26 protein-coding genes and 1 tRNA gene are annotated in these 24,183 nt (G+C 54.5%); 16 read left to right on the forward strand and 11 right to left on the reverse strand.

Annotation, left to right across the window (positions count from 1 at the left end):
* Positions 1–258 precede the first annotated feature (258 nt).
* The 3 genes from ACJJIQ_RS19375 (at position 259) to ACJJIQ_RS19385 (ending at position 1,603) form a co-directional block, all read left to right on the forward strand.
* A complete protein-coding gene (locus tag ACJJIQ_RS19375) occupies positions 259–591 on the forward strand; it encodes a hypothetical protein (protein WP_282930781.1) in 333 nt (110 codons plus the stop codon).
* Positions 592–686: 95 nt separating this feature from the next.
* On the forward strand, positions 687–1,187 hold the full coding sequence (locus ACJJIQ_RS19380; RefSeq protein ID WP_282930780.1) for a hypothetical protein: 501 nt from the start codon (positions 687–689) through the stop codon (positions 1,185–1,187).
* A 239-nt stretch (positions 1,188–1,426) separates the two neighbouring features.
* A complete protein-coding gene (locus tag ACJJIQ_RS19385) occupies positions 1,427–1,603 on the forward strand; it encodes a hypothetical protein (protein WP_413663747.1) in 177 nt (58 codons plus the stop codon).
* 40 nt (positions 1,604–1,643) lie between these two features.
* Here ACJJIQ_RS19385 and pyk read toward each other — a convergent pair whose 3' ends face one another.
* On the reverse strand, positions 1,644–3,080 hold the full coding sequence (gene pyk, locus ACJJIQ_RS19390; protein WP_444895740.1) for a pyruvate kinase: 1,437 nt from the start codon (positions 3,078–3,080) through the stop codon (positions 1,644–1,646).
* Between the two features lie 177 nt (positions 3,081–3,257).
* Between pyk and ACJJIQ_RS19395 the strand changes: the two genes are divergently transcribed.
* Positions 3,258–3,731, forward strand: coding sequence for an META domain-containing protein (locus ACJJIQ_RS19395; RefSeq protein WP_413663749.1), 474 nt, complete (start codon positions 3,258–3,260; stop codon positions 3,729–3,731).
* 64 nt (positions 3,732–3,795) lie between these two features.
* Positions 3,796–4,356, forward strand: a complete 561-nt coding sequence (locus ACJJIQ_RS19400; RefSeq protein WP_282930776.1) for an META domain-containing protein — start codon at positions 3,796–3,798, stop codon at positions 4,354–4,356.
* Between the two features lie 90 nt (positions 4,357–4,446).
* On the opposite strand, the gene smrA is transcribed toward ACJJIQ_RS19400, so the two are convergent.
* The 6 genes from smrA to ACJJIQ_RS19430 all read right to left on the reverse strand — a co-directional run bounded on the left by smrA (position 4,447) and on the right by ACJJIQ_RS19430 (position 7,854).
* Positions 4,447–4,992 carry a DNA endonuclease SmrA gene (smrA, locus tag ACJJIQ_RS19405; RefSeq protein ID WP_444959364.1) on the reverse strand — a complete coding sequence of 182 codons (546 nt, stop codon included), beginning with the start codon at positions 4,990–4,992 and terminating at the stop codon, positions 4,447–4,449.
* 60 nt (positions 4,993–5,052) lie between these two features.
* Positions 5,053–5,916 (reverse strand): SDR family oxidoreductase, encoded by an 864-nt coding sequence (locus tag ACJJIQ_RS19410; protein WP_282930774.1) that lies wholly within the window; start codon positions 5,914–5,916, stop codon positions 5,053–5,055.
* Positions 5,909–6,361 (reverse strand): acyl-CoA thioesterase, encoded by a 453-nt coding sequence (locus ACJJIQ_RS19415; protein ID WP_282930773.1) that lies wholly within the window; start codon positions 6,359–6,361, stop codon positions 5,909–5,911. The genes ACJJIQ_RS19410 and ACJJIQ_RS19415 overlap by 8 nt, the downstream gene beginning before the upstream one ends.
* Before the next feature lie 133 nt (positions 6,362–6,494).
* Positions 6,495–6,986 carry a protein-export chaperone SecB gene (secB, locus tag ACJJIQ_RS19420; RefSeq protein WP_282930772.1) on the reverse strand — a complete coding sequence of 164 codons (492 nt, stop codon included), beginning with the start codon at positions 6,984–6,986 and terminating at the stop codon, positions 6,495–6,497.
* 160 nt (positions 6,987–7,146) lie between these two features.
* Complete coding sequence (gene grxC, locus ACJJIQ_RS19425; protein WP_445362775.1) at positions 7,147–7,407, reverse strand: glutaredoxin 3; 261 nt, start codon at positions 7,405–7,407, stop codon at positions 7,147–7,149.
* A gap of 30 nt (positions 7,408–7,437) precedes the next feature.
* Positions 7,438–7,854: a rhodanese-like domain-containing protein gene (locus ACJJIQ_RS19430; RefSeq protein ID WP_282930770.1), complete on the reverse strand. Its 417-nt coding sequence runs from the start codon at positions 7,852–7,854 to the stop codon at positions 7,438–7,440.
* 216 nt (positions 7,855–8,070) lie between these two features.
* On the opposite strand from ACJJIQ_RS19430, the gene gpmI reads away from it, so the two are divergent.
* From gpmI to ACJJIQ_RS19445, 3 genes are all read left to right on the forward strand, one after another.
* Entirely contained in the window at positions 8,071–9,618 is a 1,548-nt protein-coding gene (gpmI, locus tag ACJJIQ_RS19435; protein ID WP_445362776.1) for a 2,3-bisphosphoglycerate-independent phosphoglycerate mutase, read from the forward strand.
* Positions 9,618–10,745, forward strand: a complete 1,128-nt coding sequence (locus ACJJIQ_RS19440) for a murein hydrolase activator EnvC family protein (RefSeq protein WP_445362777.1) — start codon at positions 9,618–9,620, stop codon at positions 10,743–10,745. Before gpmI ends, ACJJIQ_RS19440 begins: the two co-directional genes overlap by 1 nt.
* A 372-nt stretch (positions 10,746–11,117) precedes the next feature.
* Positions 11,118–12,476, forward strand: coding sequence for a S41 family peptidase (locus ACJJIQ_RS19445; protein WP_445362778.1), 1,359 nt, complete (start codon positions 11,118–11,120; stop codon positions 12,474–12,476).
* A 51-nt stretch (positions 12,477–12,527) separates the two neighbouring features.
* Here the strand turns inward: ACJJIQ_RS19445 and hisF are convergent, their stop codons facing one another.
* From hisF to hisB, 4 genes are read right to left on the reverse strand one after another with little or no spacing between them, the layout of a single operon-like run.
* Entirely contained in the window at positions 12,528–13,289 is a 762-nt protein-coding gene (hisF, locus tag ACJJIQ_RS19450) for an imidazole glycerol phosphate synthase subunit HisF (protein ID WP_282930766.1), read from the reverse strand.
* Positions 13,289–14,020, reverse strand: a complete 732-nt coding sequence (hisA, locus tag ACJJIQ_RS19455) for a 1-(5-phosphoribosyl)-5-[(5-phosphoribosylamino)methylideneamino]imidazole-4-carboxamide isomerase (RefSeq protein ID WP_445362779.1) — start codon at positions 14,018–14,020, stop codon at positions 13,289–13,291. The genes hisF and hisA overlap by 1 nt, the downstream gene beginning before the upstream one ends.
* Before the next feature lie 48 nt (positions 14,021–14,068).
* A complete protein-coding gene (hisH, locus tag ACJJIQ_RS19460; protein WP_445362780.1) occupies positions 14,069–14,722 on the reverse strand; it encodes an imidazole glycerol phosphate synthase subunit HisH in 654 nt (217 codons plus the stop codon).
* Positions 14,722–15,309, reverse strand: coding sequence for an imidazoleglycerol-phosphate dehydratase HisB (hisB, locus tag ACJJIQ_RS19465; protein WP_282930763.1), 588 nt, complete (start codon positions 15,307–15,309; stop codon positions 14,722–14,724). Before hisB ends, hisH begins: the two co-directional genes overlap by 1 nt.
* Before the next feature lie 116 nt (positions 15,310–15,425).
* On the opposite strand from hisB, the gene ACJJIQ_RS19470 reads away from it, so the two are divergent.
* The 8 genes from ACJJIQ_RS19470 to ACJJIQ_RS19505 all read left to right on the forward strand — a co-directional run bounded on the left by ACJJIQ_RS19470 (position 15,426) and on the right by ACJJIQ_RS19505 (position 23,899).
* Positions 15,426–15,725 carry a hypothetical protein gene (locus ACJJIQ_RS19470; protein ID WP_282930762.1) on the forward strand — a complete coding sequence of 100 codons (300 nt, stop codon included), beginning with the start codon at positions 15,426–15,428 and terminating at the stop codon, positions 15,723–15,725.
* 83 nt (positions 15,726–15,808) lie between these two features.
* The gene (locus ACJJIQ_RS19475) at positions 15,809–17,911 is read left to right on the forward strand and encodes a TonB-dependent receptor (RefSeq protein ID WP_445362781.1); all 2,103 of its coding nucleotides are present in this window, start codon (positions 15,809–15,811) and stop codon (positions 17,909–17,911) included.
* A 165-nt stretch (positions 17,912–18,076) separates the two neighbouring features.
* On the forward strand, positions 18,077–20,236 hold the full coding sequence (locus ACJJIQ_RS19480) for an AsmA family protein (RefSeq protein ID WP_445362782.1): 2,160 nt from the start codon (positions 18,077–18,079) through the stop codon (positions 20,234–20,236).
* A 79-nt stretch (positions 20,237–20,315) separates the two neighbouring features.
* Entirely contained in the window at positions 20,316–21,401 is a 1,086-nt protein-coding gene (gene mutY / locus ACJJIQ_RS19485; RefSeq protein ID WP_445362783.1) for an A/G-specific adenine glycosylase, read from the forward strand.
* A gap of 15 nt (positions 21,402–21,416) precedes the next feature.
* Positions 21,417–21,692: an oxidative damage protection protein gene (locus ACJJIQ_RS19490; RefSeq protein WP_282930759.1), complete on the forward strand. Its 276-nt coding sequence runs from the start codon at positions 21,417–21,419 to the stop codon at positions 21,690–21,692.
* Between the two features lie 126 nt (positions 21,693–21,818).
* Positions 21,819–21,894, forward strand: a tRNA-Phe gene (locus ACJJIQ_RS19495).
* A 350-nt stretch (positions 21,895–22,244) separates the two neighbouring features.
* On the forward strand, positions 22,245–23,255 hold the full coding sequence (locus tag ACJJIQ_RS19500) for a tyrosine-type recombinase/integrase (protein WP_445362784.1): 1,011 nt from the start codon (positions 22,245–22,247) through the stop codon (positions 23,253–23,255).
* A complete protein-coding gene (locus ACJJIQ_RS19505; protein WP_445362785.1) occupies positions 23,252–23,899 on the forward strand; it encodes a hypothetical protein in 648 nt (215 codons plus the stop codon). The genes ACJJIQ_RS19500 and ACJJIQ_RS19505 overlap by 4 nt, the downstream gene beginning before the upstream one ends.
* The last annotated feature ends 284 nt before the right edge of the window (positions 23,900–24,183 follow it).

Here is a 24,183-nt window from a genome sequence, read left to right on the forward strand (position 1 = left end):
ATTTGCGCATTGCGAGAGAACCTTTTTTCTCACAATGCGTGAATTTTTAGTGGTTTCACCCGCCCGCCGACCTTACCTTTTTTGACTCCGAACAAGTGGGTCTATCAAATCGAAACTGAAGAGTTTCCAGCAACCAACACAGACCTGCCTCGGTATTCAGCTTTGCTAGAACATTTACTCTGCCCCGTGATGATTCACGCGCCAAAAATGCTAGGCTGAATGTAGAAGTGTTACCCGCCAATAGGTGTGGAGGTCTTGATGAAACCGCTGCCCACTAGATTGCTGCGAGGCTCAGGTTGTGCGCTCGCCATCGCAGCAGGACTGGCTCTATCGGCCTGTAATGGAACATCCGGCTATCCCTGCGGAGGCAACGATTGTTCCGCCAGTTATTACGGATACAGCCCTTATTACAACAAGACGTATTACAACCTGCGTGGCCGCTATGCCCACTGCCACCCGGATGGCACCTGTCACAATATGCAGCACTGTAACTTCTACTGGGACGGCAACTTTTATCGCCTGAGACCGCCTGCGGTTGTAAATACCCAGTATCAAATTGTCGATCCACCGCCGCGCGCAAGACCTTACTAAGTCTGAGATTCTGTGCTCGCCTAGTTGGCGCGCCTAGGGGCTTGGCCCCTGCCGGGCCTCTCCGGGGGGAAATTCCACTTACCGGAGAAAGCACTATGAATAGAGCTGTTAAAACGGTGATTCTCACCGCCACGGTGTGCACAGCCCTAGCCCTGGGTGCCTGTGCCACCGATGGTTACTACACCACCTACACCAGTTACGGTGGCCCAAGTGGAGGGCAAGTCGCTTACACCTCCTCCTACGCTTATCCCTATGCCACACCCAACTATTACGCTTCGAGTAATGTCTATTTAACTTCCTACAGGACACCGGTTTACCAAACCGTTGGTTTCACGCCGGTGAATACCTATTATTACCGCGGTGGCTACGCCAGTTACCGATCCGCATCATTCCGCGGCCACCCTCGCTACCGGGCTCGCTACTACTATCGCGGAATGCCCTACTACAACCGTTTCTATTATCCTCGGTCACCCCACGCCCGCTACCGGGCCCATCACCGAGGCTATAGAAGTTATCACCGCGGCGGTTATCGCGGCTACCGGGGCCATAGAGGCCACTATCGTGTTCGCGGTGGACACCATCGCGGTAGACGCTAACTCCAAGCTTTATTAGGTAACTAACCCCGCTGTAGCAAACCATCAAAAGACGCAGCGGGGTAAGTTAATCGCCAACCTCAGTGCAACCGCCCACTTAAATAGCCTCACCATCCAAGCTCACTGTCGCCACTTTTAACAAATTGGCGCGCTATACATCTCAATGACAGCTATTACCTCTACCCTGAATAAACAAGTTCTTCGGGAATGCGTCACTCACATTACTCAAAGAGGTAACTGCGGTGCAGAAAATACTACTTATTCTGCTTGCCGTGGCCCTGGCGACAGGAGTTGCCGGTTGTTCGACAACCGCGCCCCAGGGAAGCCCAAAGTCATTAACCCTTGACGGTCAGAAGTTTCGCTGTGTTGAGCAGGAATTGGAGACCAAGGTACTGGTTAGATGTGTTCGTGCGGGGTAAGTTATTTGCACTGTAAGAATTTGTAATTTAATCGTTTGTATCAGGGCACGCGGACAATACGCAGGGTATCGGTGTGACCACCAATATCCTGTTGATAACCCCGGGATATCAAAACGAAGTCCCCTGAAATTAGCAGTTCCTGATCCAGCAAATAAGAAATTGCTTTTTGATCTCGCAGCGGGCCGTCCATATTAGAAACATCCATTAATACAGGGTCAACGCCGCTGTAGAGGGCTACACGATTGCAGCACTTCTGGTGCCGACAAAAAGCGTAAATAGGAATTAATGCACATACTCTCGACATCAATAACGCAGTATTTCCAGTTTCGGTCTGGCAAATAATGGCTTTAATTTCTCGGCAATGATTCGCTATGATCATGGCGGCCATGGCGATACACGCATCACCCGCAGGGTAATCGCCGCGAAGGCTTTCCGGCGTGGAATAAATTTTACGGTGTTTTTCTGCCCCAAGAATCACTTCAGCCATATGCTTAACGGTTTCAATAGGATATTCACCTGCCGCTGTCTCAGCAGATAACATTACCGCATCAGTACCATCCAGTACTGCATTGGCCACATCGCAGACTTCTGCTCGAGTAGGTACCGGGCTCGAAATCATCGACTCCATCATTTGTGTCGCAGTAATAACTACCCGATTGAGATAGCGGGCATAGCTGATTAAATGTTTTTGTACTCCCATTAATTCTGCATCACCAATCTCCACGGCGAGATCACCGCGCGCTACCATAATGGCATCACTGGCTAAGATGAGCTTCTCAAGGCGAGCATCATTGGATACCGCTTCAGCCCTTTCAATTTTGGCAATAATATGTGCGGTGCCACCCGCCTCTCTAAGTAACTTTCTCGCTTTGTGAATATCGCGAGCATCGCGAGGGAAAGAAACGGCTAAATAATCTACCTGTAACTCGGCGGCAACTTTGATATCCCGATGGTCTTTTTCTGTCAGTGCCGGCGCAGTAAGGCCACCTCCCTGCTTATTTATTCCCTTTCTATCAGATAACCAGCCACCATTTTCAACTTCAGTTTTTAACGACAGACCAATAATTTTTTTTATGCGCAAACTCAATCGGCCGTCATCCAGTAACAGGCAGTCTCCCTCATTACAGTCTTCTGCGAGTGCTTCATAATCAACCCAGACACCTTCAGGACTGCCACTTTCTTTATCCCAATCCGGGTCCAAAATAAATTCTTCACCTTTGCGCAGATATATACGCCCATCAGTGAATTTTCCGACACGAATTTTTGGCCCCTGCAAATCTCCCAGCAGGGCAATATGTCTGCACTGACGCTCGGCTTCATCACGGACAAATTTTGCACGGCGCCGGTGATCATCGATTTTTCCGTGAGAGAAGTTCAGGCGAACCATATCCACACCGGCCTTGATTAATTGCCGAAGTGTTTCTTCTTTATCGGTAGCTGGACCCAGGGTGGCAACAATTTTGGTGCGCCTGATCATATCGACGACCGTCCTTTAATCGATGGCCAAATACTATTTTTTTACATCAGTGCAAGCATAGCTTGTCACTGCTGTCGTCTCGTCACGGCAGCCAACAACTAAGCTTTTGTGAAAGCCGAAAAGTGGCTGGCTTGGGTGTGGGCTGGAGAAGGGTTTGTGTTTGGGAGTTATTCGTCGATGAGTAGGTTGGTACAAATATGGCTTCTGGGAGCCCTATTAGTTGTCGGCGGATGTCTAACAAACCGAATAGAAGAAGCCCAAGTTGTTCAATCCTCAGGCAGTATGGGAGCAGTCTGTGGTAAGAAGTGGCAGCTGGTACGCTTGCGCGTCAATGGTGGGGTGGTCGACATCCAGAGGCCTGCGGACTTTACCTTTGTGTGCAATCTCCAAGGCAATGTCATGGGGAGGAGTGGCATAAACACCTATCGGGGAGAGGTGCAGGTAACCGATAACGGGCAGTTACTTTGGGATACCTCCAGCTTTGTCTCTACCAAGATGGGCGGCCCCGAACCCTTGCTGCGGCAAGAGCATGCCTACCTCGGTGCCCTCGCCGCCACTCGCCAGGCATTTACCAAATCGCGCGGGAATCGTTTGATACTTCGTGACCCCTCCGGTGATATCTATATAGAATACGTAAAGGCCGGACCTTGAACGCCGCCACAGAAGACCTGTAAATTTTTAGGTTAAATGTCGCAAAATCAATGAGAACGACATCATGCCACGTCGTGCTTTTTACTTACTACTGAGTATTATCGTATGCAACCTGGTGCTTGCAGGCTGCAGCACCCCCAATCCCCCTATTCCCCAACTCCAACGATCAGCTTGGTCTGCCTGTGAGCACGAGTGGGTGCTATCGAGCTTGTATTACTCCGGGCGCACTTATGACTCAACCCTGAGCTGGAGCAGGTTTTGGCGGGATAGACCCTTTTTCAAATGCGATCAATTTGGTTATGTTAGGGGCAACAGTGGCACCAATCCGTACCTGGGGCGATTTTCTCTCACTAGCAGCGGTGCTTTCACCTGGGAGCGGATTCCCGCTATTGCGCGCATGGGGGGAGCACACCCCAGCGATGAACTGGAGATCGATTACCTCAATGCCCTGAGAAAGTCTGATTTGATTGTTATCGTGGGTAACAAGATGATGATCAGCAATACCGATGGCAGTGCCTATATTGAGTTTGAACAAGTAGACCGCAGCTATCGCCAGGCCCAACCCTATAAAAAAGGCGACCCATTGGGTCGCCAGAATGACAATCAAGAAGAATCAAAAAGATGAGCTTTAGGAGTCTAAAAAAGCACTCTTGAGGGGAAAGCCTCAGCGGCGCATCTTAATTTGCATAAGTGACAGAAAAGTTACAAAAGAACCTTAACGGCGTTTTTGATGTATCTCCAGATTCTCCTGCCGCTTGCGTTCACTCTTTCTCAGCAGCAGATAAGTCGCTCCCAAGCCCCCGTGTTGGGGTTGCGCACTGTGAAAAGCCAATACTTCATGCAGCTGCGGCAACCAGTGATTGATACAGCTTTTCAATAACGCCGGCTGCTTACGCCCCTCACCCTTACCGTGGGTAATCAGGGCACAGCGCACATCCGCTTCAACACAATCACGGATAAATTCCATCACGGCCCTGCGCGCCATCTCCACAGAGTGGCGATGTAAATCCAGGCGCGCATCTATGCTGTATTTGCCCAGGCGCAAATTGCGATAGACCCCGTTTTGCACACCATCGCGCTTGAATTCCAACGGATCCCATGGCTCTACCAGATCAATATATTCACCGGACAGGGGGTTCATTTCCCGCTCTGTCAGGCGCGTGGCAGCGGCGCGACGCTCCCGCAACATAGACTCAGATTGCTTCGGCTCCTTGCGCAAATTGACGCGGCGCTCCTGCGCCAGCGGTTTAACGTCTCCCATTTCACCGAGAGCGTCTTTAAATAATTTGCTGTCGCTGCTCACAAATACCCCCTGCCAGCGTCAGTCGAGAAATAAATCCTTGGTTAAATTGTCTGCATTGGCTGGATTGTGGGCATAACCGGTGAAATCCTTCACACCGCGCTCTGCCAACAGCTCTTCATCGATTAGCTGGCGACCGCTCAAGGCGACATCTTTAGTCGTCAGTATCTCGTAGGCCGCATCGGCCATAATTGAGGGCTTGCGGCTCTGCTCAAACATATCGCGACTACCCACCGCAAACTCAATCGCAGCGGTGGCCACCAGCGTGCGCGGCCACAAGGTGTTCACGCTGATCCCCGCCTCACGCAGCTCTTCCGCCAAGCCCAGGCTGAGAATGGTCATACCAAACTTTGACAGGGCGTAAGGAGCGAAGGGCCCCAACCACTTGGGCTGGATATTCAGCGGTGGGCACAGGCTGAGGATATGGGCGTTGTCAGCTTTTTTCAGGTAGGGAGTCGCCAAGTGGGCGGTGAGATACACCGCGCGACTGTTGATACTCTGCATCAGGTCGTAGCGCTTGGGTGGTGTCGACTCAACATTGGTCAGGTTGATCGCGCCCGCATTATTAATCACAGCGTCGATGCCGCCAAATTTTTCGGCAGCCTCCGACATAGCCTGCTCTACTCGCTGCTCATCGCGCACATCCACCTGCAGGGCCAGGGCATTGCCGCCGGCTTTCTCCACTTCCTCCGCCACCGAGAAGATGGTTCCCGGAAGCTTGGGATGTGGCTCTGCCGACTTAGCGGCAATCACGATATTGGCACCATCCGCCGCGCATTTGAGGGCAATCGCCCGGCCGATGCCGCGACTGGCACCAGTGATAAAGATGGTCTTGTCCTTAAGCGCCCCTGAATTGTTGGTCAGGGATACAAACTCTTCACTCATTTTTTTCAGCCTCCGGGGCAGTCACTGCCGGACTGTAAATTTCCTTGAAGATCGCCGGCATACGTTTTGGCTTGCCAGTGGAAAGCTCAATGCACACCATCCGCCATTCGGCCCGCAATACCAATGCCTTATCGGCGGCGCGAAATACCTGAAAGCGGCGAGTCATATTCAGACGCCCGTCCACCTCAGTGAGCCAGGTGCCAAACAGCAATTCCTCCCCCTCTCTGGCCGCCAGTATATAGTCATACTCGCCATGACGAATTGCCATTCCCCGGTCAAGCTGCTGATAATTCGTGACATCCAGACCCAGGGCTGCGCTGTGCGCCCAGGCGGTAGCCTCACACCAGCGCACATATTCCGCATTGTTGGCATGACTCAGACCATCCACATGTTCGGCGCCAACCGTCACTTTGGTGATAAATGGGTTTGGCAGATCCCACTGCATAAGCGGCTCCAGGTTTGTGCTGCGGTTGCGGAGGGATAGTCAGTAAAATGGACGCTATCCCCGGGGAGATTACAGATATAAAAAAAGGCCCCACTAAGGGACCTTTTTATCGTGCCAGCTGGGCTAAAGCGAATTAAGCGTTCGCTTGAGCGCCCTCTGCTTCTTTCTGTGCCTTATCGAGGGCAGCAGCGAACAGGGCGTCGAAGTTCACCGGCGGCAACATCAGTGCCGGGAAAGAACCTTTAACTACAGCGTTATCGATCACTTCGCGAGCGTAGGGGAACAGAATTTGCGGGCAGGCAGTATTCAGGGCCTGGGCCAGCTGTTGACCTTCCAGACCTTTGATACCGAACAGGCCAGCTTGTTTTACTTCCACCAGGAAAGCGGTGTCTTCTTCCAGCTTTACGGTGATAGTCAGGGTCAGAGCCACTTCGTACAGATCGTCTTCGATCTTCGCGGTCTTGGTGTTCAGCTCCTGATTAACCTGGGGCTTCCACTGCTTTTTGAAGACCTCGGCACCCATCGGGGTTTCGAAGGAGAGGTCTTTCAGGTAGATGCGTTGCATCGCAAATTGTACTTGTGGAGCCTCTGCGTTTGCCGCTGCGCCATTTAATTCTTCAGCCATGTTACAGCCTGTTCATTATAAAAAGTTTATTGATGCCTTCCGTGAGAAAGACTCCGGTAATAACTCAACAGTTGGGGCCTCGATAAAACGTTTCAAGGCCCAGACCGGATAAATAGCAAAAATTGGGGACCGCATGTTGGCGGCCGCGTCAGTTTTCCACTTATCCCGCTGCTTTCAGCAATTTGTCGAGTCGGCCACCGCGCTCCAACGCCATCAGGTCGTCGCAACCACCTACATGCTTATCGCCAATCCAAATCTGCGGCACCGAGCGGCGCCCCGCCTTGTCAGCCATTTCTGCGCGCAAGCCGGGATTATTGTCCACAGGGATTTCGCGATAAGTGACACCCTTGCTATCCAGCAGCTGCTTGGCGCGAATACAGTAGGGGCAGAAACGGGTGGTATAAATGACAACATTCTGCATGACAAAACTCCGTCAAACTTATACTTCAGGTTAACCTTTGCCTTTAACGACAGGCAGGTTCTGGTTAGCCCACTCGCTCATTCCGCCCTGCAGGCGGCGCACTTGGAAACCTTTCTGTTTCAGCATGCGCCCCACCGGGCCGGCGTGCTGCCCCATCTTGTCAGCGACAATAATGGTCTTGTCTTTAAACGGTTCCAGCTCGGCAATGCGCTCAGCCACATCCCCGTGGGGAATATGCAGGGAGTCGACAATATGACCGGCAGTGAACTCGCTGCGATCACGAATATCCAGCACCTTGGCCCCGTCGCTATTGATCAGCTTGGTCACTTCATGAAGTGATGCCGGCTCGCCAGACTTGAATCGCTCAGTCAAAACAAATGCGTAAAGCAATGCCACAAGCAGGCCGACCAACAGCCACTGCTCAGCTAAAAAGTCGAGAAAATCCACTTCGCCCCCAAAATCCTCAAGTGGTAATCAATAGGGCGCTACGGCGCCCAATGCCGGCGGGAGTATACACGATCATGGCGAAATTCTAATCAACCAAATCCCTCCGCCCCAGCCTCTTTGTAATCCGGCTTAAGCTAAATAACATGGTGAAATACCAGCCCCACAGGTTAAAATCCGCGTCCGCAATTTAACCCTTGGAAGAGGAATACTGTCGCTATGGCCGCTACGCAAGCCCCGCAAAAACGCCCCCTGGTCCTGCTGATTCTGGACGGCTTCGGCCACAGCGACAATCCCGAGCACAATGCGATTCACGCAGCCAAGTCTCCGGTCTGGGACAATATCTGGGCGACCCGCCCAAAAACCCTGATCCAGACCTCCGGGATGGCGGTGGGCCTGCCCGATGGACAAATGGGCAACTCGGAAGTCGGCCATATGACACTGGGTGCCGGTCGAGTGGTCTACCAGAACTTTACCCGGATCAACAAAGCCATCCAGGACGGCGACTTCTTCCGCAATATCGCTTACACCACTGCGGTCGATAAGGCTATCGCCAACAACGGCGCCGTCCATATTATGGGACTCCTGTCCGAAGGCGGCGTACACAGCCACGAAGACCATATTGTCGCCATGATAACCCTGGCGGCACAGCGCGGCGCCCGCGCTATTTATGTACACGCATTTCTCGATGGCCGCGACACCCCGCCGCGCAGTGCCGAACCCTCCCTGGCGCGCCTGATGCAGGTGTGTGACTCCGTCGGCAATGCCCATATGGCTACCCTGGCCGGGCGCTACTTCGCCATGGATCGCGACCAGCGCTGGGAGCGCACCGAGTCCGTTTACGACATGCTGACCCTGGGTACAGCAGAGCACAGTGCCAGTGATGCCCTGGCAGGACTGGCCTCGGCCTATGAGCGCGGTGAAAACGATGAATTTGTCGCGCCAACGGTGATTGGCGAGCCCGCTCCGATCCAGGACGGCGATGCCCTTATCTTTATGAATTTCCGCCCGGATCGCGCGCGCCAGTTAACCCGCGCTTTTACCGAGCAGGACTTCAGCGGCTTCGAGCGCAAAGCCAAGCCGCAGCTGGCGGACTTTGTCATGACGACCGAATACGCTGCCGATATCCACGCCAGCTGTGCCTTCCCACCAGAAAACCTGGTCAACTCCCTCGGCGAGTACTTGTCTGCAGAGGGCAAAACCCAGCTGCGCATCGCCGAGACAGAAAAGTACGCCCACGTTACCTTCTTCTTCAGCGGCGGCCGCGAAGAGCCCTACAACGGCGAAACCCGCGAACTGATCAAGTCACCGGATGTGGCCACCTACGACCTGCAACCGGAAATGAATGCACCAATCGTCACTGACAAACTGGTAGCGGCGATTGAGAGCGGCGAGTACGACGCCATTATCTGCAACTACGCCAACGGCGATATGGTCGGCCATACCGGTGTTTTCGAGGCGGCAGTAAAAGCCGTCGAAGCCCTGGACCAGTGTGTAGAGCGCGTCGTAAACGCCGCTCTGGCTGCCGGCGGCGAAGTGCTGATTACTGCCGACCACGGCAATGTGGAAGAGATGTTCGACGCCAACTCCGGCCAGGTCAGCACCCAGCACTCCACTCTGCCGGTGCCTTTTGTTTATATCGGCGAGCGCAATGTGCAAATGTGTGACGGAGGTAGTCTGGCGGATGTAGCACCAACCATGTTAGCGTTGATGGATCTGCCACAGCCGACGGAAATGACCGGCCAAAGTTTGGTAAAAATGGACTGATGAAAACTCTCGTACTCCTCCTGATCACACTGATTTCCCTACCCGCCTGGAGCCAGGCAGAGGGAGATGAGCAGGCGCGCCTGGCGCAAATCAAGCAACGCATTGAGTCCCTGCAACAGGAACTCAATCAGGTGCGGGGCCAGCGCGACCAATTGCTCAAGGATTTGGAGGAGAACGAGAAAGATATTTCCGGGCTGCACCAGCGCATAGACAAGATCAAACAGGATATGCGCAGCCGCTCGGACAAGCTGCGCGAACTCCAGCAGGAACAACAGCAACTGCAAGAGTCGCGACGAAGTATGCAGCGGCGGGTCGAGCAGGAGATCGCCGCCGCATACCGACTAGGCCGACAGGAGCAAATCAAGCTCCTGCTCAACCAGCAAGATCCACAGAACGTCGCCCGCCATCTCCGCTACCACGATTACTTCCTCCAAGAACGCAGCCGCATCATAGACACTTACCTTGAAACCCTCACCTCACTGGAAACCGTATCCGCCTCCATTGAGCGCGAGCGCGAGACCCTGAAAGCGGAGCGAGAGCAGCTGCAGAAACGCCAGAGCAAACTGCGCGTCGCACAGCAGAATCGCAAGGACACGCTGGATAAACTTGCGGCGCGGCTCTCCGATGGCAGCGGTGAACTCAAGCAGCTCCAAGGAGATCGCACACGCCTGCAAAAATTGATCGACGAAGTAGGCCGCGCCATCGCCTCACTGGTAAACCCCAGCGAGCAAAAGCCCTTTGCGCGCCAGCGGGGCAAGATGCAGTGGCCTGTTGATGGCCGCCGCGCCAATGCCTATGGACAGCGCCGCGCCAATGGCATCACTTGGAAAGGTGTCACCTTGCGCGCCAATGAAGGGGAGCCGGTGCGGGCAATCCACCGCGGCCGTGTGGTTTTCTCCGATTACCTGCGCGGCCACGGCATGCTGGTTATCCTGGATCATGGAGAGGAGTACATGAGTCTCTACGCCCACAACCAGTCCCTCACCCACAATATTGGCGAGTGGGTGGAAAGTGGTGACACCATCGCTCGGGTTGGCAATAGCGGTGGACTCAGCCATAGCGGTGTTTACTTCGAAATTCGCCACCGGGGTAAAGCGCAGGACCCTACAGTTTGGTGCCGCTCCTGATCGGAGCTGGCACAGAGGGCATAATACGAGGCGTAAAATCCCGGGCATTTTCCACGCACCCGTTATAGAGCCCCCTCGCAAATCACAGCGATCGGGATTACACACCCGCCTAATGCTCCCCACTTCATCTCACGACTCCCGCCGCTGTGCTAATTAAATGAGAAAGCACCACGACGAAAAGCTGCGGAGTATCGGCTTTTTTATCGCCAAAAGAGAATAAGAGCGGGAGCCAACCCAGGTGTAAGACCCCTGGGCTTATGACGACTAAGATCGTGACACTGTAGAATTTGGCGTCCGCTTAGAATCCCTGCCAATCTCTGCGGTCTACACTTTCGCAAAGCAGCGAAGAAATAAGGCAGAGGTCACAACAACATGTTTATCCCCAAGGCGCTGACAACCCTGATCGGCGCAGCCGCTCTGACAGCCCTGCCTTTAATGGGTTTGACCGACGTCGACAGCCATCCCCAGGTAGCTGCAGACACTGAAGCCCGCCTGCCGCTGGAAGACCTGCGCAGCTTTGCCAAAGTTTTCGAGCAAATTCGCCAGGGCTATATCGAGGAAGTGGACGACCGCACCCTGCTGGAATATGCCATCAAGGGCATGCTGCAAGGCCTAGACCCGCACTCCTCCTACCTTGATCGCCGCTCCTTTGACGACTTACAAGCCAACACCACCGGTGAGTTTGCCGGCCTCGGGATCGAGGTGGGCATCGAAAACGACCATATCACCGTCGTCACCCCCATGGACGACACCCCCGCCTCCCGCGCTGGCCTCAAGGCCGGCGATGTCATACTGCGCCTGTCGGGCAAATCCATGAAGGGCGTGAGCCTGGATGAAGCGGTGGAGTGGATGCGCGGGCCCAAAGGAAGCAGTGTCACCCTGACCATCGCTCGCAAAGGTTTTAAAGAACCTTTCGATGTCACTCTCAAGCGGGACACCGTGCGCGTGCGCAGTGTGCGCAGCAAAGTCCTCGATGATGGCTACGGTTATCTGCGCATCAGCCAGTTCCAGCTGGACACCGGCGCCGATGTGGCCGACGAGCTGATCAAGTTGCAGAAGAAAGGCGCACTTAAAGGGCTGGTTATCGACCTGCGCAACAACCCCGGTGGCGTGCTGCAATCCTCGGTGGAAGTAGCGGATGCATTTTTGGAAGAGGGCCTGGTGGTCTACACCGAAGGTCGCAATGAAGCCGCCAACCTGAGCTATTCCGCCGAGCCGGGCGATTTAACCGAAGGCGCTCCGCTGGTTGTACTAATCAACGCGGGCTCCGCCTCTGCAGCGGAAATTGTCGCCGGCGCCCTACAGGATCACCGCCGCGCAGTGGTGATGGGCACCGACAGCTTCGGCAAGGGATCGGTACAAACGGTAATCCCTATCAATAATGAACGCGCTATCAAACTGACAACCGCTCTCTACTTCACCCCCAATGGCCGCTCAATCCAGGCCCAGGGCATCACACCGGATATCGTGGTAGAGCGGGTGAAAGTCACCCGCTTGGACGACTCTCCCAGACCCACTGAAGCGGATTTGGCCGGGCATCTGGACAACGGTAACGGTGGTGCCGACCGGACTTCTGAAGACCGCTCGAGAGAACAGGAAGAACGGGAAGACTGGATGGATCGTGACAACCAAATCTTCGAAGCCCTCAATGTACTCAAGGGCCTCAATCTCTACGCTCACAGGGACAGGGGTTTGCGCGAGCGCCTTGCCCGCGCAGACGAACAGCAGTAAGCAAAGTACGGCGGGCCCAGGGCCCGCCGTGCAAGACTACCCCAGCATTACCTACAACCGCATTTCAATCCCTGCGCTGTGCATAAACGCTTTCGCTTCGGCAATGGTGTATTCGCCGAAGTGAAAAATACTCGCCGCCAATACCGCATCCGCACCGCCGTGCAATACGCCATCCGCCAGGTGCTGTAGATCTCCCACACCACCGGAAGCAATGACTGGCACTTGAACCGCCTCAGTAACCGCCCGGGTCAGGGCCAGGTCAAAACCGTTCTTGGTGCCGTCGCGATCCATACTGGTCAGCAGGATTTCGCCGGCACCGTATTCGGCCATCTGCCGAGCCCAAGCCACTGCATCAATGCCAGTGGGCTGGCGCCCGCCATGAGTGAAGATCTCCCAGCGGCCCTCTCCTACCTGTTTGGCATCAATGGCCACCACAATACACTGGCTGCCAAAGCGCTCGGCGGCCTCGCGTACAAACTCGGGATTTTTCACCGCCGCAGAATTGATTGCAGTCTTGTCCGCACCGGCATTCAACAGATTGCGGATATCTTGCAAGGTGCGCACACCGCCGCCGACAGTGAGGGGGATAAACACCTCGTGGGCCATTTTCTCTACCGTGTGCAGGATGGTATCGCGCTGTTCGTGGGTGGCGGTGATATCGAGGAAAGTGACTTCATCCGCGCCGGCTTCGTTGTAGCGGCGGGCAATTTCCACCGGATCGCCGGCATCGCGGATATCGACAAAGTTAACGCCCTTCACCACGCGACCGTTGTCTACATCCAGACAGGGAATAATACGTTTTGCCAGAGCCATTACTTGTTCCGTTGGTCGCAAAGCTGCTGCGCTTCGCGCAGGTTCAACTTATCTTCGTAGATCGCCCGGCCGGTAATCGCACCGTAGATTTCACCGGCATCCAGCAGCTGTTCGATATCCTCAATGCTGCTAACACCGCCAGAGGCAATAATAGGCACCTGCACTGCTCGGGCCATTTCCAGGGTCGCCTCAATATTGACGCCTTGCATCATGCCGTCGCGGGCAATATCCGTATAAACAATAGAGCTGACGCCACAATCGGCAAAGCGCTTGGCCAATTCTGTGGCCTTCAGTTCGGAGACCTCAGCCCAGCCCTCGGTTGCGACCAAACCATCTTTAGCATCGAGCCCGACAATAATATGGCCCTCGAACTCGCGACACGCCTCTTCCACCAGCTTGGGATTTTTTACCGCCGCGGTGCCGATAATCCCCCACTGCACACCGGCATCCAGATAGCGCTCGATAGTGTGCAAATCGCGAATGCCTCCGCCAATTTGCACCGGTAAACCGGGAAACTGTTTGGCGATAGCAGTTACCGCTTCACCGTTCACCGGGTTGCCGGCGAAGGCACCATTCAGGTCCACCAGGTGCAGGCGCTTGGCTCCCTCGTTCACCCAATGCTGGGCTGTCGCCAGGGGATCATCGGAAAATACCGTGGCGTCATCCATCTCGCCCTGGCGCAGGCGCACGCATTGGCCGTCTTTTAAATCAATCGCGGGAATTACAATCATGTCTTTTCTTACGTCGGCAGTAATTTCAGTGTGATCGGTGAGCTGGGTCTATTGGGCCCGGCCGTTCCAGTGGACAAAGTTCTTTAGCAGCTGCAAGCCAGCCTCGGCACTCTTCTCCGGGTGGAACTGGGTGGCGAAGATATTCTCCCTGGCAACTGCGGCAGCCAGGGGAATGCCGTATTCGGCTTGCCCGGCAATATCCGGATTTTCAGCAGCCGGCACATAGTAGCTGTGGACAAAGTAGAAACGGCTGCCATCGGCAATATCGGCCCACAGGGGGTGCGGCTGACGCTGCTGAACACTGTTCCAGCCCATATGGGGCACCTTGAGCCGTTCAGCACTCTGCGCCGGGGGAATGTGGTCGCCGAAGAATTTCACCGGCTCCGGGAAAATCCCCAGGCAATCAACGCCATTATTCTCCTCGCTGTGGTGCATCATAATCTGCATACCCACACAGATACCCAGCACCGGGGTACCCACACTGATAGCCTCGCGAAGCAGCGGCGAAAAACCCGCCTCGACAAACCCTGCCATACAATCCCGAATGGCACCCACACCGGGCACCACCAGGCGCTCTGCGCCCTCGGCCTGCTCCGGAGTTTGTGCCAGCACCACCTCGGCCTCCGGCGCTACCTTGTTCAGGGCGCTGGCCACCGAGTGCAGGTTGCCCATACCGTAATCGAGTACCGCAATCTTACCCATCACAAGACTCCTTTGGTGGAGGGCATGGTGCCGGCCATACGGGGGTCCGGGGTCAACGCCATACGCAGGGCGCGGCCAAAGGCTTTAAATACAGTTTCCACCTGATGGTGAGCGTTGTGGCCACGCAGGCAGTCAATATGTACGGTTACCAGCGCGTGATTGACGAAGCCCTGGAAGAACTCAAAAAACAGTTCGGTATCAAAGTTGCCGATCCGTTTCTGGGTGAAAGGCACATCCATAACCAGGCCGGGCCGCCCGGAGAAGTCGATTACGACCCGGGAGAGCGCCTCATCCAATGGGACATAGCTGTGGCCGTAACGGGTCATCCCCTTTTTATCACCCAGCGCTTCGGTAATGGCTTTGCCCAGGGTAATGCCAATATCTTCCACCGTATGATGGTCATCGATATGAATATCGCCATCGCAGCTAATGTCCATGTCGATCATGCCGTGGCGGGCAATTTGATCGAGCATATGCTCCAGGAAAGGAACCCCAGTCGCGAACTTGCCATGACCTTGGCCGTCCAGGTTAACGCTGACTTGAATCTTGGTTTCCAGGGTGTCACGGGTGACGCTAGCTGTACGCATCGAAAGCGATCCTTATTTGCACGATAAGACAGAGGGCGCAAATTATAGGATGAATGACATCCCCTGTGGCTCTCTAGTGTCAGATGAAACTTGATTCGTAATTGTTTAGCCCTATCATGCACCGCATGGTTACTCTAAAGCGCCGAAAATCCCATTACTGGGCCAGCCTGTTCCTGTTACTCGCCGTAGTAGCAGCTCAGCCGCTGTGGGCGGAGCACTTCCACCTGGGCAATACCCAGGTAGAGATGTGTGACCTGTGTTGCATGCATTCACCTGCAGCACTCGGCAGCGAGCCATTGCTCGTACAGGCTGAGCCCCAAAGTCACTACGAACGGCCCTCTGCGCCAACCGCGCGCGATTGCCAGCCAGAGCGCCAGAGTGCGCGCGCCCCTCCCTTCTTCCTGTCACTCAGCTAACACCCAAAAACCGATATTTTTTTAGTGAATGCCCGCGCTGGAGCGCGTATGGCATTGTCCGCCTGTGACAGGAATAAAAAACAATGACTAAGTTCAATACTTTGGCCCTGGCTATTGCCAGCTTGGCCGTGCCCGCTATTTGCGCCGCAGAAGACAGCAACAAACTGGAAGAAGTTAACGTCACCGTTTCTCCCCTGGATAAGCCCGCCGACGCAGTAGCTGCCCCGGTATCGGTGCTCTCCGGCGAGACCCTGCGCAAAGCCGCTTCCGCCACCCTGGGCGAAACCCTGAAGAACCAGCCGGGAGTGGCCAACGCCTCCTTTGGCAGTGGCGTGGGCCTACCGGTTATTCGCGGCCAGAGCGCCAACCGGGTGAAGATCCTGAACGATAACCTGGATGTCTCTGACGCCTCCAACACCAGCGCCGATCACGCCGCCAGTATCGAACCTCTACTGGCGGAGCGCATCGAAATACTGCGCGGACCGGCGGCACTGCGCTACGGCAGCGGCGCTATCGGTGGGGTGGTAAATATTATCGACGGTCGCATCCCCACTGAGGTACCCGAGGAAGTTGAAGGCGCGGTTGAGATGCGCCACGACACCGCCAACAGCCAGGATGCCTCGGTATTCCGCTTTACCGGCGGTGCCGGGCAGCTGGCCTGGTACTTCGACGGTGTCTACCGCGAAAATGACGACACGGAAATTCCCGGCCTCGCTATTGTCGAGCACGAGGAACACGAAGAACACGACGAGGACGAAGGCGAGCACGAGGAAGAATTCAACACCGACGGCTACGTCGGCAACACCAACGCCCGCGCCCACAGCTACAGCGGTGGAGTTTCCTGGATTACTGAAAGTGGCTATATCGGTCTGTCAGTAAACAAGCTTGAGAACAACTACGGCATTCCCCTCGGCACTCACGAGCACCACCACGATGATGAGGAGCACGACGAGGACGATCACGAGGAACACGAAGAGCATGAGGAGGAGAGCGAAGTCGAAGCTGTGCGTATCGATATGGCGCAGACTCGCTACGACCTCAAAGGCGAGCACCGCTTTAACAGCAACTATTGGGACAAGTTACGCCTGCGTATCGGCTATAACGACTACGAGCACGTAGAGTTGGAAGAGGACGCAGCCGGTACCCGCTATGCCAACGAAGCCTGGGAAGGTCGCTTGGAAATCACCCACGACAGCGGTAGCGAGTGGCGTGGCGCCTACGGCCTGCAGTTGTCCGATAAAGACTTTACCGCTGACAAGGGGGCATTTATCCAGCCCTCCCGCACCCGCAGCGCCGGCCTCTTCACCATGAAGGAACGCGAATGGGGCAACTGGCACCTGGACCTGGGCGCGCGTATTGAGCGTGTCGATGTCGACCCGGAGACCGCAGAGGATCGCGACTTCAACCTGTTCAGCACCAGCGCTACCCTGCAGTACTTCCTGCAAGAGCACCAGCATATCAGCGTCGGTGCCACCCGCTCCGAACGCGCCCCGGTAGCCGAAGAGCTGTTTGCCGACGGCGAGCACCTGGCCGAGGGCAGATACTTAATTGGCAACAGTGACCTGGACAAAGAGCGATCCATTAACCTGGAGTTGGGCTATCACCACCACAACGAAGCGGCCAGTGGCTGGCATGCAGCGCAGATTGAAGCCAGCGTCTTCTACAACCGCATCGGCGACTACATCTACGCGCAAAACACCAATGAGTTGTTTGAAGAAGAGCTGCCCATCTACGCCTATGGCAACCGCGACGCCACCTTCTACGGTGCTGAAGCCTCGGTGAAATTTCCCCTGCGCAGCAACTTCTACCTGACTCTGTTTGGCGATGTTGTGCGCGCGAGCTTCGACGAAGATATCGCCGGTGAGAGTTCCGATGTGCCGCGCATGCCTCCCCTGCGCCTGGGTCTCGCCCTGGGAGCAGAGTACGACCAGTGGGGTTGGGAATGGCGCACAGTCGAAGCTGCGGACCAGGATCGCGCCGGCGCCTACGAAGAGGAAACCGACGGCTATACCCGCATGGACCTGAGTGCCCACTACAACTTCAACATCGGCAGCAGCGACGCGGTGATCTTCGCCAGCGCCCGCAACCTGCTCGACGAAGAAATTCGCAACTCCACCTCACTACTGCGCGACTACGCTCCTGAAGCTGGTCGCAGCGTCGAAGCCGGTGTGCGGTTTATTTTCTAATAAACACCTGCTTCAATGGCCCCGCAGTGCTTTCCCAGCCTCGCGGGGCTGCATCTCCTACAATTCCGGCATAACCTATTTGTAGAAGTGCGCGGGAACATCGAGCCGCGCTGCGGCGTCATATGCGTGACACCACACGACAAATACACAGGGACAATGCTCTCCATGGCCTGGATAAAGCGCACTTTTATCGCACTTTTAATCGTTTTCCTGCTACTCGCTGGCGCCGTTGCCTGGCTGTTAGCAGGACTCGACATCAACCAATACAAACCCCAGTTAGAAAAACTCGCTGCCAAGCAGGGCATCTCCCTGCAACTGGAAGGTGATATCGGCTGGCAGCTGTGGCCCAAGCTCGGCCTGCAACTTGAAGATGTACAGCTGGCACCATTAAAGCTACCAAAACAAACTCTGGTGAAAGCAGAAAAAATTGCCATTGGCGTGGCCCTAAAGCCACTACTGCAACGCAAAGTAGAGGCCGAAGAGATAGTCCTGGTAGCTCCGCAAATTGAACTCACCGTCGACAAAGAAGGGCGCAGCAACTGGGAGCTGATTAGCGAGGCCCTGGAAGCTCAGAGCAAGCAACCTCCCAAACTCTCTATCCCCAAGGAACAGGAAGAGCCATCACAACAACAGGTCGACCTGAGCCTGCAAAAGCTGCGTATCGAGAAGGGCGTGGTGCTCTACAGCGATGCCCAGACTAACAAAGAGTACAAAGTCCAAGACCTGCAGGTAAGCGTTATTAACCTGGTGCCGGGTGGCGAGCCGGGCAAACTCACTGCCGCAGCAGACCTTACCGGCAGCGACCTCAAACACCCACTGAAGCTAAAAATTGATAGTACCCTCGCCCTGGACGAGGGCCTCAATGGGCTGCGCCTGCAACCGCTACAAGTAGACCTCACCTCTGAGAACAGCGCCAAGGCCAGCCTGCATATGCGCGGCTACCTGCGCAGGGACAGCAACACCCAACCCTGGCGTATACAACTAAACGTCAACGCCAATGCCGACCCTCTGCGCCCCTGGTTTGAACTGACGGGCACCGAAATCGATACCCGCGATAAAGCGGCACTGCAAAAGCTGAGTGTCGAAGCGAGCGTGGAAGGTACCGAACAAAAGCTCGACCTGACACCGCTGCAATTGAAACTGGACGACGTCACCTTTAGCGGCAACGCCCAATTGCGCAACGCAGAAATGCCCGGGCTGGACCTGAACCTGCGCGGCGGCGCCTTTAACCTGGACAACTATCTGCCCCCTTCGAACGAAGATGAGGCTGGAGCCGCTTCGGCGGAACAAACCGAGGGAGTGGAAGCACAGAGTGCGCAGGCTCCCGCCGCTGAAGGCAAAAAGCAGGGAGAGCAGGCGACACAGAGTGATCAAACTGAAACTGCAGAAAAACCAAAGAGAACAGTAGCTGCCAAGCCTCCCGAGGCAGAACCCCTGCCACTAAGCGACCTGCGCGGCTTCAACGCCAATATCAGCCTGGCACTGGACCAACTGCAAGCCGCTGACCTGCAAATGGACAGCCCGGAAATCCAACTCACTGTGGATAACGGCCTTTACCGCCTGCAAAAATTGAGCGCCGATATCTATGGTGGCCAGCTGAACACGAATGGCCAGCTCAATGCTCGCGCCCAGTCCGCCGAGGCGCAGATGCGCGGCGGTCTCACCAATGTGGATATCGGCAAGGTCCAAGCTGCCCTCTTCCCCAGTGAAGAAGTCCAGCTGGCTGGGGAAGCCAGCGTTAACTGGAGTGCCAGCACCAAAGGTAAAACATCCACAGCTTTAGAGAAAAACCTGCGCGCCTCCGTTGAGGTTTCCAGCAAGGAAATGTCGATTTCTCCATTCAACCTGGAGAAAAACATGTGCCAGCTATTCAGCTACGCGGAAAATACCGAAATGCCCACCCGGGACTGGCCCAACAGCACCGGACTGCAGGATCTTCGCGCCACCATCGCGGTGAAAGGCGACCAGGTAGATGTGAGCGAAATTCTCGCCGGTATCGAAAATATCGCCCTGACCGGTGACGGAGAGGTGGACCTGAAGAAACAGGACTTCGACTTCAAGCTCGGCTTGGCCCTGGTGGGCGAGAGCACCTCCGCCGACGGCTGTACCGTGCGCAACAAGCGCTGGCGCAACCGCCCGCTGCCACTGCGCTGCAAGGGCGACTTCGACGATGTGAACATCAGCACTTGTAAACCCGACAGCCGCCGCCTCGACGACTTGCTGCGGGAAGAACTGAAGCACAAAGCCGAAAAGAAATATGGCGATAAAGTTGAAGAAAAGGTCGACGAGCTGAAAGAAAAATTGAAAAATCTCTTCGGCCGCTAAGGCCCCGCTAAAGTGCACCGGGGTCCACCCGGTGCACAACTCCAGCGTTCAACCACAGATTCCAGCCCGCAGTATCCCCATGACCCCAAAGCAGTTCCAAAATGCCGTCCTGAAATGGTTCGACAAACACGGGCGCAAAGACCTGCCCTGGCAGCAGGACATCAATCCCTATCGGGTTTGGGTGTCCGAAATCATGCTGCAACAGACCCAGGTCACCACGGTGATTCCCTACTTTGAGCGCTTTATGCAGAGCTTCCCCACCCTGGAAAGCCTCGCCCGCGCGCCTCAGGACAAAGTCCTGGCTCACTGGAGCGGCCTCGGCTACTACGCCCGCGCCCGCAACCTGCACAAGTGTGCCCAGACGGTGCTGGAGGAATACGGCGGGGAGTTTCCCCAGGACGTAGAGGAACTGACCGAATTGAGCGGCATAGGCCGCTCCACCGCTGGCGCTATTGCCAGTATCAGTATGGGACTCAGGGCACCGATCCTCGATGGCAACGTCAAACGGGTGCTGGCCCGTTTTCACGCCGTGGAGGGCTGGCCCGGACAGACAGCGGTTGCCAATCAACTGTGGCAACTGGCCGAGACCTACACCCCAAACCAACGCGTTAACGACTACACCCAGGTGATGATGGACCTGGGCGCCACCCTGTGCACCCGCTCGAAACCACGCTGCGAGGAGTGCCCGGTGAAAAAATCCTGTGTGGCTCACGCCCAGGGCAACCCACAGGATTACCCCGGCAAGAAACCGCGCAAGGAAAAGCCGGTGCGCAGCGCCACCCTGCTCTTGCTTGAACACAAAGGTGAAATCTACCTGGAACAGCGCCCGCCCAGCGGAATCTGGGGCGGACTCTGGAGCCCGCCTGAAGCCGACAATAGCAGCGACTGGCTCAAGGCAAAGCGCTGGCGTGCCAGTGACGTCCAAACCCTGCCGACCCTGCGACACACCTTCACTCACTTTCACCTGGAGATTTCCCCGGTGTGGGTACAACTGAGCAAAGTCCCAGCACAGGTGGCGGAGAGCGGCGCTGGCTGGTATAAACTGCGGCGTTTAAACCGCCCTCGTGCGGCCCAGGAACTGGGGCTACCCGCCCCTATCGTCAAGCTGGCAAAACAACTACTGGCGCTGCAGGCTCCCCTGCTCACGCCGACCACTGCCGACTAAAACCAGGAGGAGTCCATGTCCAGAACCGTATTCTGCCGCAAGTACCAAGAGGAATTGGAAGGTCTGGATGCACCGCCCTTCCCAGGCCCCAAAGGCATGGATATCTTCGAGAACGTTTCCAAGAAGGCCTGGCTGGAGTGGATGTCCCACCAGACCATGTTGATTAACGAAAAGCACCTGAACATGATGGAACCCTCAAGCCGCGCCTACTTGAGCGAGCAGATGATGAAGTTCTTGAGCGGCGAGGAATACGACGCAGCCGACGGTTATGTTCCGCCGGAACAGCAGTAACACAAGGCCCCGAAGCTTTCCCGGCAAAGAAAAAAAACTTTTTTATAATCAAGGGGTTGACTCTGACCCGGGGAAGGGCTTTAATACGCGCCTCGCGACGCAGGGGAAGCCCAGCAAGATCGCAAAGCCCGGATAGCTCAGTCGGTAGAGCAGGGGATTGAAAATCCCCGTGTCGGTGGTTCGATTCCGCCTCCGGGCACCATACAAATAGAGGCCTGCAAGAAATTGTAGGCCTTTTTTGTTTCTAGCCGCGTCACACTCCTGTCACACTTGACGATAACAAACCACCTCACAAGGCAACCTATCTCATTCAACGCACCTCGGTATCCTAGTGCGTCCTATGTGTGACTCGCCTCAAAGCCTCCACTCAATAAATCTAGTAACTCAATGATATTTCTAGATTTTTTTAGGCTCCCCAATAACCCATACGGTGATTATTAGTCCTTTGTTGTGCTTTTTTGGCACTTCACATACCTTATTGGACAGTTTTCCAAAGCGGCAAGGAGGATTTCAGTGGCCTCAATTAGGGAAAGAAAAACTAGCAAAGGGGAGGTGCGCTACCAGGCACAAGTACGCCTAAAAGGTTTCCCTCCGCAGAACGCAACTTTCACTCGCAAGACTGATGCGAAGCGCTGGATTCAACAAACCGAAGCAGCTATTCGGGAAGGCCGCCATTTTAAAACAACAGAATCTAAACGCCGAACACTTGCCGAATTAATCGATCGTTACATCAGCGATGTACTCCCGACCAAACCAAAGAGCATGAACGCTCAAGGGCGACAACTTACCTGGTGGAAAAATGAACTAGGCTATCGCCCTTTAGCTGATGTTACACCCGCACTTCTCTCAGAAACCCGCGACAAACTTCACCAAGGGCGCCAACCGGCGACTGTTGTTAGATACATGGCAGCTCTCTCTCATGCCTTCACAGTCGCAGTTAACGAATGGGAGTGGCTCGAAGAAAACCCCTTACGTAAAGTTCGTAAACCCAAAGAACCACGAGGGAGGGTGAGATTCCTTAGTGAGAGCGAAAGACAAAAACTTCTTGTTGCTTGTAAAAGTTCAAACTGCAGGCAGCTATATCCGGTAGTCGTTCTGGCCTTGTCTACAGGCATGCGTCAGTCAGAAATTATGGGGCTGAAATGGAGCGATATAGACCTTAACCGTGGTTACATCACTTTACACGAAACAAAAAATGGGGAGCGTCGCTCTGTTCCTCTCGTTGGACACGCAAAAGGGCTCATATCGGAACTAGCCAAAGTTCGCCGCCTAGATACTGACTTACTCTTTTTCAGTGATTCTAAACCCACAGCTCCAATTTTTATCCGCTCGCCTTGGGGTAAAGCCCTTAAACAGGCTGCTATAAGCGATTTCAAGTTCCACGACCTCCGCCATACAGCAGCTAGCTATCTCGCCATGAACGGCGCATCCCTAACTGAGATTGCAGAAATTCTAGGGCACAAAACCTTACAAATGGTTAAGCGGTATGCACATCTATCCGAGCAACACACTTCTAAGGTACTTGAGTCGATGAATAGCACCATCTTTGGGGTTGGCTCATGAAAATGAATCAAAATTTGAGTGATGACTCCCTGACCTCCTGGGAAGTAAATAATCCATTCGTTCCAACGACTGAAGAGCTAGCTGATGGTAAGCATAATTGTCAGGATATCATTGAAGAATTTGATTTAACTAAGATTTCACCAGAAGACATCGCCACTTTTTTAAATGGGCTATATAACAATCACTACATAAATCTGGAACAGGACAAAAGAGCTCCGACAAAGACTAAGTCAGTACCGAAGTATAAGAATATTTCAAAACTAGCTGGGGGGCTCTCAGAGGTTATTAACAAGCTTTCTCTTCAAGAAAAGCGCTCACTAAAAAGCCAGTGCCCACACACTTCTTTCAACTTTTTTGAGCTTCAAGAAACACTAGATATTTTAGCTGAAAATGCTAACCAAAACCTGAAAATACTAGATAGTATTTCAGATAAGAGGGGCCCCAAGAATATAGAGAGGCTGCTAATTGAAGACCTTGTATTTGATTTAAACGAGCTCTATTTCAAAAGTAAAAACGATGAAGCGATAAAGAAAAATCAGCAGTTTACCGCTACGTGCCTATTTCATATGGGTATATACCCTGGATATGACGTCAAATACATCTCCGACAGGGTTAAAGACATCTTAAAAAAAGCAAGGAGATAATTTCAGTTTTTAAATTGCTAAATACTCCCGTTTCTTGGGAGGCAGCCAAAATCCACAATTAAGCCTCACTCTTAATGAATGGAACTATAAATGCCTACCACGAAACGACTTACCACAGTAAAGAACCTACCATCTTACTACCCTGATGCAGGTTTCACTCCAAGCAGCATACGCTGGTTAATCTTTAATGCATCGCAAAATGGCTTCTCAGTCTGCATTGTTAGAGTCGGCAGGAAAGTATTGATAGACCTTGATGCCTTTGAATCCTGGCTTGACGAACAAGC

The organism is Microbulbifer maximicatervae (SeqCode) (genome assembly GCF_052468295.1).